Raw genomic sequence first — 13,346 nt, forward strand, 5'->3', positions numbered from 1 at the left:
GTGCCTTCAAGGGGACGGAGAGGATGGGCCGACGTTATACGGCATGCGGGCAGCGGCGGCTATCCACGACGCAAAAGACCGCGACGAAGGGCTTCGATGGCATAGCGCACCTTGGCCGGCAATGCATCGCGGCGCGGGGTGACAATGTAGAGCCCCACCGGCCTCGGCTGCCACTCGGGAAGCAATGCCAACAGCCGGCCGCTGGCCAATTCCTCGCGCACTTCCGGTTCCGGCTGCAACGAAATACCGAGGCCAGCCAGGGTGAAGCTGCGCACCGCGAGGATATTGTTGCACGCCACGCGCGGCTCCAGGCGCAGCCGTTGTTGTTCCCCGCCGGGGCTGGTGAAAGTCACCTGGTGCTGCTGGCGTTCGCCATTGAGGCTGATCCAGTCCAGCTCCAGCAGCCGCTCGGGCCGCTGGATCGGACCGCTGCGGGCCAGATAGGCCGGCGCGCAGCAGAGCACCGCCGGCCAGTCAGCAAGATGCCGGGCCACCAGGCTGGAATCTTCCTGAGAGCCCACGCGGATGGCCAGGTCGATGCGCTGCTCCACCAGGTCGATCTGCTCGTCATGAAAGAACAGTTGCAGGCTGAGGCCAGGATGGGCTTCCAGCAGTGGCGCCAGAGCCTCGGTCAGCATGCCGGTAGAGAAGCCCACGGGCGCCGCGATGCGCAGCTCGCCCACCGGGGCATCGCGCAGTTCCGCCAGGCGCTGCTCGGCCTGCTGCGCCAGCTCCAGCACCTGGGCGCAGCTCTTGTAGAACACCGCGCCAGCCTCAGTCAGGGTCAGCTTGCGCGTGGTGCGATGCAGCAGGCTGACCTGGGTTTCCTCTTCCAGCTTGCGAATTTGCTGGCTCACTGCCGAGGCCGTCATGCCCAGCACTTCGGCGGCTGCCACCATGCTGCCGCGCTCGACCACGGTGGCGAACACCGCCATGCGCTTTAGCTGCTCCATTCGTAAGCTCCGCTTAATTGTGAAAGCACCTTTCGGCACTTTTTCCGCCGATTATCCAGCAGCGATTATGCGTCACCTCGCAACCCAGCATGGAGATGCACATGAAAATCGCCCTGATCGGCGCCACCGGTTTCGTCGGCTCCGCCGTCCTCAGCGAAGCCCTGCAACGCGGCCACCAGGTGACCGCCATCGTCCGCCATCCGGAAAAACTCTCGCAGCACGCTCAGCTCGACGCCGTGAAAGGCGACGCCTATGACGCCGCAAACATCGCCGGGGCAGTAGCCGGCCACGACGCAGTGATCCACGCCTTCAACCCCGGCTGGGGCGAAGTGAAGATTCGCGAGCTGTTCATCCAGGGTACCCAGGCCATCTTCGCCGGAATCCGGCAGGCCGGCCTCAAGCGCCTGCTGGTGGTCGGCGGGGCCGGCAGCCTCTATGTCGCGCCAAACCTGCAGCTGATCGATACCCCGGATTTCCCTGCCGAGTACAAGGAAGGCGCGGAAGGCGCACGCCAGGCACTCCGCCTGATCCGCGAAGAACAGGACCTGGACTGGACCTTCATTTCCCCGCCCGCCCTGCTGGAACCGGGCGAGCGCACCGGCCGCTTCCGCGTCGGCGGCGACCAGCTGCTGATGAGCGGCGGCCATCCGGCACGTATCTCGGTGGCGGACCTCGCCGTGGCCATCGTCGACGAACTGGAACAACCCCAACACATCCGCCAACGTTTCACCGTCGGCTACTGAGGAACATACCCATGACCCTGACCGCATCCGCCCATGTCGCCACCGCCACCCCGGCGCGCTACATCACCCGCCTGTGCAAGCACTTCGCCCATCGCGTGCCCGTGAGCCACGACAATCAGCAGGGCCGCATCGAGTTCGACCTGGGCCTCGGCCTCCTGCGCGCGGAGGACGATGGCCTGACCTTGTCCGTGGAAAGTCAATCGACCGAAGGCCTGGAGCGACTGAAGGACATCGTCGGCAGTCACTTCGTGCGCGTGGCCTGGCAGGAAGAGCTGCAGCTGGAGTGGAGTGCCTGAGCCACCGTACGGCCCTCTCCCTGAAGGGAGAGGGGGCTGTCCGCAAGACCTGGTATCGCTGTCGCGGACAGGCCTTTCCGGTGGGGGTGAGGGATGCCCCCACTCCTGTGTCCCAATCCCCAGTCCCGACGCCGCAACGCGCCTCACCTCCCCCGCAAGCCCCCATCCAGAGCAGTGCAACGCTTGTGGCACAGCCCTTGCTCTGTACCTGTTGCAACGGTGATACACCCAGGTGCAGACCCGGACGGCAGCATGCGTCCGAACGCAATCGTGCAATAGGGAGGTTGTTTCAAAATGACTGACCCCAGGCTGCTGTGCGAACACGAACCTAGCGTTACCGAATTGCTGTTCCCCGAGGAGGCCATCTTCAAGAACGGCCTGCCGACCACGGCCGACCGCAAAGAGATACCCCAGACTCCCTGGATCGAGTACGTCGCTGGCCAATGGGTGGTGCTCAGGCGACGCCGCGACGTGCCGCAGGAAAGGCGCGGCTTCCACGCCATGCGCAAGCACATCGACAAGCTGATCGACCAGGGCTGGAGCATTACCGGTCGCGATCCGGTGCGCCTTGAACGCCATCATCAGGTAAAGATCGTCAAAGGCGGCGTGCTGATCGATGGCTGAAAACCGCCCTGCCATCCGGACGAAAAAAAGGGCGGCCCCGACATTGCGGGCCGCCCTAAATCACGGAGTTGCTTACATCGCGTGGCAGCGATGACTTGCCGCCACGGGTATTGGATTACTTTTCCAGGATCGCGGTCACACCCTGGCCACCCGCAGCGCAAATCGAGATGAGTCCGCGCCCCTCACCCGCCACCGAAAGCAGCTTGGCCAGGTTGGCGACAATTCGCCCGCCGGTGGCGGCGAACGGGTGGCCAGCCGCGAGCGAGCTGCCCTTGACGTTCATCTTGCTGCGGTCGATGGAGCCCAGCGGCTTGTCCAGATCGAGACGGCTCTTGCAGTAGTCGGCGTCCTCCCAGGCCTTGAGGGTGCAGAGCACCTGGGCGGCGAAGGCTTCGTGGATCTCGTAGTAATCGAAGTCCTGTAGGCACAGGTTGTTGCGCGCGAGCAGACGCGGAACCGCGTAGACCGGCGCCATCAACAGGCCTTCCTCGCCGCTGACGAAATCCACCGCCGCCGCTTCGCCGTCCCGGAAGTAAGCGAGGACCGGCAGGCCGCGCGCCTTCGCCCACTCCTCGCTGGCCAGCAGCACCACCGAGGCGCCGTCGGTCAGAGGCGTCGAGTTCGCCGCCGTCAGGGTGCCGCGCGGGCCGCGCTCGAACACCGGTTTCAGGCCGGCCAACTTCTCGGCATTGATGTCCGGGCGCAGGTTCTGGTCGCGGTTCAGGCCACGGAAGGGGCTCATCAGGTCGTTCTGCCAGCCCTCGGCATAAGCTGCCGCGAGCTTCTGGTGACTGGCGATGGCCAGTTGGTCCTGCTCATCGCGCGGGATGGCCCAGGTCTGCGCCATCAGCTCGCAGTGTTCACCCATGGACAGCCCGGTACGCGGTTCGCCGTTGCGCGGAATGTTCGGCGCCAGGTGACGCGGGCGAACCTTCAGAAGGGTCTTGATCTTGTCGCTGGTGGTCTTGGCACGGTTGGCTTCCAGCAGGATCTTGCGCAGCTCCTCATGCACACCGATGGGCGCGTCGGAAGTAGTGTCCACGCCGCCGGCGATACCGCATTCGATCTGGCCGAGGGCGATCTTGTTGGCCACCAGGATGGCGGCCTCGAGGCCCGTGCCACAGGCCTGCTGGATGTCGTAGGCCGGGGTTTCCGGTGCCAATCGCGAGCCCAGCACGCATTCACGGGCCAGGTTGAAATCGCGGGAGTGCTTGAGTACTGCGCCAGCGGCGAACTCGCCTACGCGCACGCCATGCAGGTTGAAGCGTTCCACCAGGCCCTCCAGGGCGCTGGTCAGCATGTCCTGGTTGCTCGCCGTGGCGTAGACGGTGTTGGAGCGGGCGAAGGGGATGCGGTTGCCGCCGACGATGGCGACCCGGCGAAGCTGGGCCATGGTGACTCCTTGCGATGAGGGTTTGCGGGTTGCAGTGTCGGATACAAGACTAGACGGCTGGATTGGCCGCCTCGCCGCTTGGCAGGTCAGCGCGGTCAATTGCGCTCAACGCGTGTCTGCGTAGAGTGAGGCCACTTTCGATTGACCAGCAGGAGCTACCCATGAACGACCGTTACCTCGCCTTTGCCAACTCCAACGCCGGCCGGCGCCTGGTGGGCGCCCTGGGCTTGCCGGCGCCGGTGTGCCTGGAGCGCTGGATGGCAGGCCGCGCACGGCCGGTTGACGGAGCCCTGCTGATCGGTGGCCAAGGTGCACTCGCCGAAGCGGCCAGCGGTGTGCTGAACAAGCTCACCGACCAGTATTTCGCCGATGAGGACGGCCGTTTCGGCCTGTCGCGCTGGACCGCCGAGCACGGTCCGAAACTCAAGGCGCTGATCTACGATGCCAGTGGGCTGACCCGCTTCGAGCAACTGATCGAACTGCGCAACTTCTTCCAGCCAGCCATGAAAGGCCTGGGCAAGTGCCCGAAAGTGGTGGTCCTGGCCCGCGCCCCCGAAGCGACCAAGGACCTGGTCGCCGCCAGCGTGCAGCGCTCCCTGGAGGGTTTCACCCGCTCCCTCGGCAAGGAGGTCCGTCGGGGCGGCAACGTCCAGCTGATCTACGTGGGCAAGGGCGCGGAAGACCAGCTCGAAGGTGCGCTGCGCTTTTTCCTGTCCCCCAAGAGTGCCTACGTTTCTGGCCAGGTACTGCGCTTGACCGCCTGCCCGGAGAGGGTCCAGGACTGGACCCGCCCACTGGCCGGCAAGCGGGCGCTGGTGACCGGAGCCTCCCGCGGGATCGGCGCCGCCATCGCCGAAACCCTGGCCCGCGACGGCGCCGAGGTGGTGCTGCTGGACGTCCCCCCGGCGAAGGACGCCCTCGACGGCCTGGCCGCGCGCCTGGGCGGCTACAGCATCGCCATGGATATCACTACCGAGGATGCCGCCAGCCAACTGGTCGAAGCCCTGCCGGAAGGTGTGGACATCCTGGTGCACAACGCCGGTATCACCCGCGACAAGACCCTCGCGAAAATGAGCGACGACTTCTGGAATTCGGTGCTCAACGTCAACCTGCGCGCCCCGCAGGTGCTCACTCAGGCCCTGCTGGACGCCGGCAAGCTGCACGACAACGGCCGCGTGGTGCTGATCGCCTCCATCAGCGGCATCGCCGGCAACATGGGCCAGACCAACTACGCGACGAGCAAGGCCGGGGTGATCGGGCTGGCGCAGAATTGGGCGCCAATGCTGGGCAAGCGCGGCATCAGCATCAATGCCGTAGCGCCGGGTTTCATCGAAACCCAGATGACTGCCGCCATTCCCCTGACCATCCGCGAAGCGGGCCGGCGCATGAACTCCATGAGCCAGGGCGGCCTGCCCCAGGACGTGGCCGAAGCCGTCGCCTGGTTCGCCCAGCCGGGCTCAGGCGCCCTGACCGGACAGGTGATGCGGGTGTGCGGGCAGGGTTTGCTGGGGGCCTGATGCGCGAATTCATTCGCCAAAGGGCAGCGCAGCTGCCCCAATAGGCTCTGCTAGGCAAACCTTCGGACTGCTTGGCGAATGAACTCGCCCCTACAGGAAGAGCACCTCGACCAAACGTTGCACGCAAAGCCCCCTCTCCCTCTGGGAGAGGGTTGGGGTGAGGGAATTCCCGCTCGAGCCTCAGCCCTCGCCCTTCCCCTTCCGCCGAAACTCCACCGGCGTCTCCCCCACCCAGCGCTTGAATGCCCGGTAGAAGGTGCTGGGTTCGGAGAACCCGGTGCGTTCGACGATGACCTCGATGCGCTCGTCGGTCTTCAGCAGCAGTTCCTTGGCCAGCCGGCAGCGGTAGTCGGTAACCAGGTCGTTGAAACGCACGCCGGCCGTGGCCAGTCGTTCGCGCAGGCGGCGGGCCGGCATGTTCAGGCGTGCGGCGACCTGCTCCAGGGTGGCTCCGCCATCCACCAGCAGTTCGCCGATCAACTCTCGCACCTGGCGCACCAGGTCCAGGCGCTCCACCTCCGCTAGCTGGCGGCGCGCCAGTGACTCGTGCATGCGCAGCAAGTCCGGCGCGGCGTGGCGCGAGGGTTTATCCAGCACCTCGGCGTCGAAGATCAGTGCGTAGCGATCGGCCCCCAGCTTCGCCGGGCAGCCATAGACCAAGTGGTAACGCTCCGCGGGGGCTCCTTCGGCGTGCATCAGTTGCACTTCGTGGGGCTTGAACTGCCCATCGGTCAGGGCATGGAAGAGGCGGATCACCGCACCGGCGAGCATCTCCGGGAAGTGCCGATTGCTGCCCGCATGCCGGCCAAGGGAGAGGACAGCGCGATCATCTTCAACTTCCAGATGGGCACTCAGGGTGTCGGAGAGCAAGCGCACGTAGCGCAGGGCATGTCGCAGCCCCTCGCCAAAGGTGCCACTGGAGAGGAACAGGTACTCCAGCAGCAGTCCGTGAAAGGCCGGTAGGTGGCCCGCCAGGTAGAGGCCGACATGCTCCTCACCGCACTCGGCGGCCGCGGCCTTCCAGAACTGGGTTTGCGCAGCATGGGGAAAGCGACCCGGGGGTAGTCCGCCTGGCGGCAGGCCGACACGCACCAGAACCTTGTCCGGGTCGGTGCCGCTGGCACGCAGGGCGTCGATCACCGGGCGCATCAGCGCCACATCGTCGGTCAGATCACGCATCATTTTCGGAGAATTCTTATTGTCTGCGAGGCGCGGCCATCTTATTCGGCTTTTTCCTCCCCGCTCAAGGCCGTGATTGACTGCCCTGCCGCAGTCCCGGGACGGTCGGCCAATGTGCGGGGCGAACCGCTGGCTATGCTGAGCCCCATTCGCCCCAAGGAGATCACGCATGGCCACCGACTGGCTCGACCTTTCCGCACCTCCCGCCCTCCCCGGCCTGTTCGCCCGCGCCGCCGTGCACCGTGGCATGCGCGGCAAGGCCCTGCCCGAGTTGGGCGTGCGCTGCCAGGTGAGCGTCGACTCCGGTCATCTGGCGCGCTATCGCGCCGTCTGCGGCTTCAGCGACAAGGGACTGCTGCCGGCAACCTACCCGCACATACTCGCCTTCCCCCTGCAGATGCGACTGCTCACCGACCCGCGCTTCCCCTTCCCGCTGCTGGGCCTGGTGCACCTGGAAAACCGTATCCGCGTCTTGCGCGCCCTGGGCGGCCTGGGCCCCTTCACCGCCAGCGTGCAGGTGAGCGATCTCCAGCCCCACGAGAAAGGCGCCACCTTCAGCCTGATCACCCGCCTGGAAGACCAGCTCGGCCTCGTGTGGGAAGGCGACAGCCGCATCCTCTTCCGCGGCCTTCGCCTGCCCGGCCAGCCCGAACCGCGCGCCCCCCAGGAAAGCCTGCCGCTGGTGCACCTGGACCAGTGGTACGCCGCCGCCGACATCGGCCGGCGCTACGCCCGCGTGGCCGGCGACTACAACCCCATCCACCTTTCGGCTACCACCGCCAAGCTGTTCGGATTCCCCCGCGCCATTGCCCACGGCCTGTGGAACAAGGCGCGCTGCCTGGCGGCCCTGGAAATCCACCGGCCGAATGCCGGTTACGAGCTGGAAGTGCGCTTCCAGAAACCCGTGTTCCTGCCTGGCGAGGTCACCCTGCTGGCCAGCACGCCAGCGCCGGAAGGCCAGCTCGCGCTTCGCGGCAGGGGCGACACACCACACATGGCCGGGAGCTGGCGACCACTCGGTTGACCCTTGCGTGGACATGAAAGCGGCGGGACCATAGGCGGCTCAAGGAGAGCCCCATGAACCTCGACGAAATCACCGCCCGCCTGCACGCCATCCGCGATCACAACGACTGGCGGCAGTTCCATAGCCCGAAGAACCTGGCCATGGCCGCCAGCGTGGAAATGGCCGAGCTGGTGGAAATCTTCCAGTGGCTGACCGAAGAACAGTCGCACCAGTTGCCCCCCGAAAAACTCGCCCACGCCGGCCAGGAAGTAGGCGACATTGTCCTCTACCTCCTCCTGCTCTGCGCCGAACTCGGCCTGGACATGGACGCCGTGGTCCGCGCCAAGCTGGCCGACAGCGAAAGGCGCTTCGCATGAGCGACCGTCACTTCGATGAACTGGCGACGCGTTTCGCCGAAAAGATCTACGGTGGTGCCAAGGGCGCCATCCGCCTGGCCGTGCTCCAGGCCGACCTGGCCGAAGTCCTGCCCGAGCGCCCGTTGCGCGTGCTCGATGTGGGCGCCGGCCTTGGCCACATGGCCCTCTGGCTGGCCGAGCGCGGCCACCAGGTCACCCTCGCCGAACCCGCCGAACCCATGCTCGAAGGCGCTCGCCAGCGCTTTGCCGAAGCCGGGCAGGCGGCCAGCTTCATCCAGTCGCCCTGGCAGGAGCTGCTCGGTCAGCTCACCGAACCCTATGATCTGGTGCTCTGCCACGCCGTACTGGAATGGCTGGCCGACCCGCACGCCATCCTGCCTGTGCTGCACCAGCTGACGGCCAAAGACGGGATGCTCTCGCTGGCCTTCTACAACAAGGACGCGCTGATCTATCGCAATCTGTTGAAGGGGCATTTCCGCAAGCTGCGCAAACATAAATTCGCCGGTGAAGGGCAAAGTCTGACCCCACAGCAGCCGCTGGCCCCGCGTGACCTGGCCACGCAACTCGAAGGCCACTGGCAAGTCGAAAGCCAGAGCGGGGTACGCGTGTTCCACGACTACATGCCCCAGGAATTCCAGGCCAAGGCCGAACTGGTGGACTTGCTGGAAATGGAGCTCGCCTATCGCCGCCACCCCAGCTATCAGGGACTTGGCCGCTATCTGCACTGGATTTGCCGCCCTCTGTGAAACCCGCTCACGATTAACTGCGCGTCGGAATAGCTGCGTTGAAATGGCTTCGGAATGCTCATTTACATCCGTAGACTCTGCTTCCTGAGCCATCTGATTCGCTGGCGCTCTCCCTTCGGGCCAGCCTGCGGCTGTTACTCCCGTTGGTCGTTGCGCCTTGCTCTTCGCTAGCTCACAAAATCGTGAGCAGGTTTGAACGGAGGCCCCATGAAACTGCCCGCGCTACTCGCCCTTGCCCTGCTGTTGTCCGCCTGCCAGAGCCCCAACCCGTACAAGGCCGAGTCCCGCCCGCTGCCGCCCGCCCCGCCGGGCGCGGCGACCACCTTCGACAGCAGCGCTTACCCCGCCGCCCCCCGCGACTTCGGTCGGTATCGCAGCTGGACCTGGCTCGACGGCCAACTTCCCGCCGGCAACAACTGGGCGACGCCCGAGCAAATGGCGGAGATGGTCAACTCCGGCCTCGACCAGCACGGCCTGCGCCAGGCACGCACTCCAGGCCAGGCCGATCTCAAAGTCAGCGCCAGCCTGCGCTACGAGCGACGCCTGCGGCAGTACGACGACTATGGCGGTGCCTATTACGGCAGCGGCCCGTGGCGCGACCAGTACGGTGCCTGGGCCACCGTGCCCGTCGTGCGCACCTACGAGGAACAGGTTGCGGTGGTCTACCTGGAGTTCTACGACGCCCGTGACAACCAGCCGATCTGGAGCGGCAGCGGCGAAACCTATGCCAACGGCAATCGCTCCGATGGCGTGGCCGCACTGCGCGAAGCGGTGAAGGAAGCCCTGCACGACTATCCACCGAATTGAGGGCGAAGTAGCTCCCCTCTCCCTTTTGGAGGGGCTGGGAGTGAGGCACCTGATGACCTGAAGGCCCGCAAATTCCCCTTGCCGGCTGCTCTGCCTTGCGTTTCGATAATGATTCCGGCAGAGGAGATCCAACCATGATCCGCCGCACGCTACTCCTGTCCACCGTCCTGCTCGTGGCGGCCTGTCAGAGCTACGACGTGAATCGCGATTACGACCGCACCCGCGACTTCGGCGCCTATCGCAGCTGGAGCTGGAAGGAACCTGCCCTGCAGTACCGCCCCGACGACCCACGCATCAAGAGCGACCTCACCGAACAACGCATCCGCGACGCCGTCGGCCAGCAACTCGACCAGCGAGGTCTGCGCCCGGCCTCCAGCGGCAAGGCCGACCTCAACGTCCAGTCCTGGCTCATAGTCGATGAACGCCAGCAACAGACCAGCTACAACTACGGCGGCTACTGGGGCGGCTATTGGGGAGGTGGCTACATGGGCGGCCCGGCTTATACCGAGACCCGCACTTACAACTACAAGGTGGCCACCATCCAGGTGGACCTCTACGACGGCAAGGATGGCAAGCTGGTCTGGCGCGGAAGTGCCGAGCAGATCATGAAGAGCTCCCCACCGACCCCCGCCGAACGTGAAGCCGCCATCCGCGAAACGGTCGCCAAGGTGATCGCCCAATACCCACCGCACTGAGGACCTCATGCCCGCCGCTAATCCCCAACTGCAACACCGCCCCGCCAGCGCCGAAGACCTCCACGAGATCGTCCGCTTCCCCCAGGATGCGGACGAACTGTTCTTCGCCTACCCCAAGGCCAGTTGGCCTCTCACCGTAGGTCAGCTCGCTGCCGCCATGGCCGAGCGCCGCGGCAGCACCGTTGCCCTGCTGGATGGCAAGGTCGCCGGCTTCGCCAACTTCTACCAATGGCAGCACGGCGAGTTCTGCGCCCTCGGCAACATGATGGTGGCGCTCTGGGCACGCGGACATGGCGTGGCCCAGTACCTGATCAGCACCATGGAGCGCCAGGCTCGCGAGCAGTACAAGGCCAGGCTGATGAAAGTCTCCTGCTTCAACGCCAATGCCGGCGGACTGCTGCTCTATACCCGGCTCGGCTACCAGCCACGCGCCATCGTCGAACGCCTGGCCCCGGACGGCCGGCGCATCGCCCTGGTCCAACTGGACAAAGCCCTCCCGGACTGAGCCCGATGACCATTCGCCTCGCCACACCGGCCGATATTCCTCGGCTGGCTGGCATCGAGCTTCGCGCGGCCGAGCTCTTCGGCCCTGACGACCTGCCACCCCATCTCCGCGGCAGCACCCTACCCCTGGAATGCCTGAACCTTGCCCTGGCCAGCGACCTGCTCTGGGTCGCGCTGGCACCCACGTACAACGTGGCGGGCTTTCTCGCCGCCCAAGCCGTCGGGAACGTGCTGCACATCAGCGAAATAAGCGTCCTGCCCGAACAGGGTGGCAAGGGGTTGGGGCGCGCGCTGCTGGCTGCAGCAATCGAGCGCGGGCGCGATGGTGGATACGCGGCCCTGACCCTCACCACCTTTGCCCACATCCCCTGGAACCGCCCCTTCTACGAGCGCGCCGGCTTCCGTGCCCTCGCGCCCCAGGAGTGCGACCAACGCCTGCGGCAATTACTGGATACCGAACGCCACTCAGGCTTGCGTAACCGCCTGGCCATGCTCCTCGACCTGCCCTGAACCGGTCAGCGCTTTCCGGCCCGTTAAGCCGCTCCCTCACTAAACTTATCCACAAGGCAGCGGCCAGAGCCGATGCCGGGTGGGGAGCGGGAGGCTCCTCCTTGCGTGCCGGCGACGCAGGCTTACCGGGAGCGACGAGCTGCCGCCTGGCAGGAGGTGTCCCATGACCATGATCACCCAGCTGCAAAGCAGCCTTATGCAGCACAAGACACGCTTCGACGTGCTCAACCACACCGCATCCATGACCACCCGCGAAGCGGCTCGCCGCGCCGGCATACCGCCGCAGCAAATGGCCAAACCGGTAATCCTCGACGACTTCCAGGGCCACTGGATGATGGCCGTGGTGCCCGCTTCTCGCCACGTTGACCTGGAAAAGATCCACAAACTCACCCATCGCCACTGGCGCCTGGTGCGCGAACGGGACTTCGGCAAGCGCTTCGCCAACTGCGAAACCGGCGCAATCCCCGCCGTGGGCAACCTGTTCGGCCTCGACACCCTGATCGACCAGTCCCTGGCGGAACAGCCGGACATCTACTTCGAGTCCGGTCGCCATGACGAACTGGTGCACATGAGCGGCAAGCAGTACATGGCGCTGATGCCGGAAGCCAAGAGCGGGAAACTCTGCGAATAACCGGCAAGTAGGAGCGAGCTTGCTCGCGAACAGCCTGAACACGCTCATTCGCGAGCAAGCTCGCTCCTACGGAATGTCCGGCGCTCTCAAGCAGCAAGGCGATCCTTCAGTGGATATCCCCACAGAAAATGTCGTAGTTGCCATCTGCGGGCGCCGTCCGCAGTACAAGCGAGTAATCGCCTGCGCGTAATGCCGAGAACGGAACGGGCGCGGACTTCGACATCCGCCAGACGTCCCCCCGGAAATGGCGCTCCGTGGTGACCGTATTGTTCAGCTCATAGGCTGGCGAGGCCCCCGGATGCGCGCAACTCCCCGGGTAAATGAAGGTGTAAAGGCGAACGGGCCTGGTCGTGAAAGACGGTACACCGCTGATCACAAACGAAATGCTCGTCTCCTCGCCCCGTGGCACCAGCGTCGCCTGCGCGATACGCCCGGCGTTCTTCGGCGTGGCGTTCAATCTGACTTCGAGCAACTCTTTCTTGCCCTCGCCTGCTGGGCCCGCGCATGCGCAAAGTCCGAAAACGACCAGGATCAGTGCCAGATACCTTGCTGCATTCATCGCACGCCTCCTACGGGGAGAAGCGCCGTTGCAATGGTCATCTATCCACTATATGCGCGGGACTGGCGGCAGCCGTGCCTCCCTACCCAACGGTCGAGAGCGCGAGAACAAAGAGCAGAAAGCCTCCATGAATGGTGGCTTTAGAGGAGTGGGCGACGGGAGGAAGTTCGTTCCTTCCTCGCGACCGAAACGAACTCAGGGCTTGTACTGGGCTTGCGCAACGCACCACTTGCTGGCCGGGTCCTTCGCCTTGGTGCAGGAGTTGCGGAAAATCACCTGCGCATGCTGCTGGCAGTTGCGGAACTGCTTGGAGCCCTTCTCGTTCTTGCTGCACACCGTGTCCAGAGCGATCGCGCCGTTACGCTCCTGCCAGTTCAGGTAGTAATTGTCACTGTCCTTCTTGGCTGCCGGAGCTGCGGCAAAAGCCACGCTCGCCATGAGGACCAGCGCGCTGCCCAGTGCGAATCGGATAGTCATGTCAACTCCTGATGGTCGCTGTGTTTCAGAACGCCCTCTTAGAGGCGCTAGCTGTTGTGGCAGGTTCGAGTTCGAGCAGCCAACCCCTGACCACCCTCTCCCGACTCAAGAACTGCAGGGATAACTGCTTAAATAGTGCTCAGCGCCCGTTATTGCCGCAAGAGCCATAGCTCCCAACGGAATGACCGTCTGTCTAAATGTCAGGCACGACACTAAGAAACTGGCGCAAGTCACGGAAATAATGGGAAAACACAGACGTTGAACACTGCATTGCGCTTTGAATTGGCGGAAGGCAGTGGGAGTCGAACTCTAAAAATGGGTGGCTCAGTGCG

The 13,346-nt window shown here is 64.9% G+C and carries 17 protein-coding genes; 12 read left to right on the forward strand and 5 right to left on the reverse strand.

Annotated features, from left to right (window positions below):
* Nucleotides 1-59 precede the first annotated feature (59 nt).
* Nucleotides 60-953 carry a LysR family transcriptional regulator gene (locus E8E75_RS04205; RefSeq protein WP_120654389.1) on the reverse strand — a complete coding sequence of 298 codons (894 nt, stop codon included), beginning with the start codon at nt 951-953 and terminating at the stop codon, nt 60-62.
* Nucleotides 954-1,054: 101 nt separating this feature from the next.
* On the opposite strand from E8E75_RS04205, the gene E8E75_RS04210 reads away from it, so the two are divergent.
* From E8E75_RS04210 to E8E75_RS04220, 3 genes are all read left to right on the forward strand, one after another.
* Nucleotides 1,055-1,696, forward strand: a complete 642-nt coding sequence (locus E8E75_RS04210; RefSeq protein WP_153920623.1) for an NAD(P)-dependent oxidoreductase — start codon at nt 1,055-1,057, stop codon at nt 1,694-1,696.
* Nucleotides 1,697-1,707: 11 nt separating this feature from the next.
* Nucleotides 1,708-1,992, forward strand: a complete 285-nt coding sequence (locus E8E75_RS04215) for a DUF2218 domain-containing protein (protein ID WP_120654387.1) — start codon at nt 1,708-1,710, stop codon at nt 1,990-1,992.
* Between the two features lie 294 nt (nt 1,993-2,286).
* The gene (locus tag E8E75_RS04220) at nt 2,287-2,616 is read left to right on the forward strand and encodes a hypothetical protein (RefSeq protein WP_120654386.1); all 330 of its coding nucleotides are present in this window, start codon (nt 2,287-2,289) and stop codon (nt 2,614-2,616) included.
* A gap of 115 nt (nt 2,617-2,731) precedes the next feature.
* On the opposite strand, the gene E8E75_RS04225 is transcribed toward E8E75_RS04220, so the two are convergent.
* Complete coding sequence (locus E8E75_RS04225) at nt 2,732-4,009, reverse strand: acetyl-CoA C-acetyltransferase (protein WP_120654385.1); 1,278 nt, start codon at nt 4,007-4,009, stop codon at nt 2,732-2,734.
* 161 nt (nt 4,010-4,170) lie between these two features.
* On the opposite strand from E8E75_RS04225, the gene E8E75_RS04230 reads away from it, so the two are divergent.
* Nucleotides 4,171-5,526: a 3-oxoacyl-ACP reductase gene (locus tag E8E75_RS04230; RefSeq protein WP_153920624.1), complete on the forward strand. Its 1,356-nt coding sequence runs from the start codon at nt 4,171-4,173 to the stop codon at nt 5,524-5,526.
* 180 nt (nt 5,527-5,706) lie between these two features.
* On the opposite strand, the gene E8E75_RS04235 is transcribed toward E8E75_RS04230, so the two are convergent.
* Nucleotides 5,707-6,705, reverse strand: a complete 999-nt coding sequence (locus tag E8E75_RS04235) for an AraC family transcriptional regulator (RefSeq protein ID WP_153920668.1) — start codon at nt 6,703-6,705, stop codon at nt 5,707-5,709.
* Nucleotides 6,706-6,874: 169 nt separating this feature from the next.
* On the opposite strand from E8E75_RS04235, the gene E8E75_RS04240 reads away from it, so the two are divergent.
* The 8 genes from E8E75_RS04240 (at nt 6,875) to E8E75_RS04275 (ending at nt 11,978) form a co-directional block, all read left to right on the forward strand.
* Nucleotides 6,875-7,729, forward strand: a complete 855-nt coding sequence (locus tag E8E75_RS04240; RefSeq protein WP_153920626.1) for a MaoC/PaaZ C-terminal domain-containing protein — start codon at nt 6,875-6,877, stop codon at nt 7,727-7,729.
* 53 nt (nt 7,730-7,782) lie between these two features.
* A complete protein-coding gene (locus tag E8E75_RS04245) occupies nt 7,783-8,085 on the forward strand; it encodes a MazG-like family protein (protein ID WP_120654382.1) in 303 nt (100 codons plus the stop codon).
* A complete protein-coding gene (locus E8E75_RS04250) occupies nt 8,082-8,831 on the forward strand; it encodes a methyltransferase domain-containing protein (protein WP_120654381.1) in 750 nt (249 codons plus the stop codon). The genes E8E75_RS04245 and E8E75_RS04250 overlap by 4 nt, the downstream gene beginning before the upstream one ends.
* Nucleotides 8,832-9,038: 207 nt before the next feature.
* A complete protein-coding gene (locus E8E75_RS04255) occupies nt 9,039-9,638 on the forward strand; it encodes a DUF4136 domain-containing protein (RefSeq protein WP_120654380.1) in 600 nt (199 codons plus the stop codon).
* 134 nt (nt 9,639-9,772) lie between these two features.
* Nucleotides 9,773-10,333, forward strand: a complete 561-nt coding sequence (locus E8E75_RS04260; protein ID WP_120654379.1) for a DUF4136 domain-containing protein — start codon at nt 9,773-9,775, stop codon at nt 10,331-10,333.
* Between the two features lie 7 nt (nt 10,334-10,340).
* Nucleotides 10,341-10,838 (forward strand): GNAT family N-acetyltransferase, encoded by a 498-nt coding sequence (locus E8E75_RS04265; protein ID WP_120654378.1) that lies wholly within the window; start codon nt 10,341-10,343, stop codon nt 10,836-10,838.
* Nucleotides 10,839-10,843: 5 nt separating this feature from the next.
* Complete coding sequence (locus tag E8E75_RS04270; protein WP_120654377.1) at nt 10,844-11,347, forward strand: GNAT family N-acetyltransferase; 504 nt, start codon at nt 10,844-10,846, stop codon at nt 11,345-11,347.
* 163 nt (nt 11,348-11,510) lie between these two features.
* Nucleotides 11,511-11,978 (forward strand): YbaK/EbsC family protein, encoded by a 468-nt coding sequence (locus tag E8E75_RS04275; RefSeq protein WP_120654376.1) that lies wholly within the window; start codon nt 11,511-11,513, stop codon nt 11,976-11,978.
* Between the two features lie 106 nt (nt 11,979-12,084).
* On the opposite strand, the gene E8E75_RS04280 is transcribed toward E8E75_RS04275, so the two are convergent.
* Together E8E75_RS04280 and E8E75_RS04285 are read right to left on the reverse strand one after the other, a co-directional pair.
* Nucleotides 12,085-12,537 carry a hypothetical protein gene (locus E8E75_RS04280; protein WP_153920629.1) on the reverse strand — a complete coding sequence of 151 codons (453 nt, stop codon included), beginning with the start codon at nt 12,535-12,537 and terminating at the stop codon, nt 12,085-12,087.
* A 195-nt stretch (nt 12,538-12,732) separates the two neighbouring features.
* Nucleotides 12,733-13,014 (reverse strand): hypothetical protein, encoded by a 282-nt coding sequence (locus E8E75_RS04285; protein ID WP_120654374.1) that lies wholly within the window; start codon nt 13,012-13,014, stop codon nt 12,733-12,735.
* Between the last annotated feature and the right edge of the window lie 332 nt (nt 13,015-13,346).

This window comes from Pseudomonas sp. BN606, from assembly GCF_029873115.1.
GTDB lineage: Bacteria > Pseudomonadota > Gammaproteobacteria > Pseudomonadales > Pseudomonadaceae > Metapseudomonas.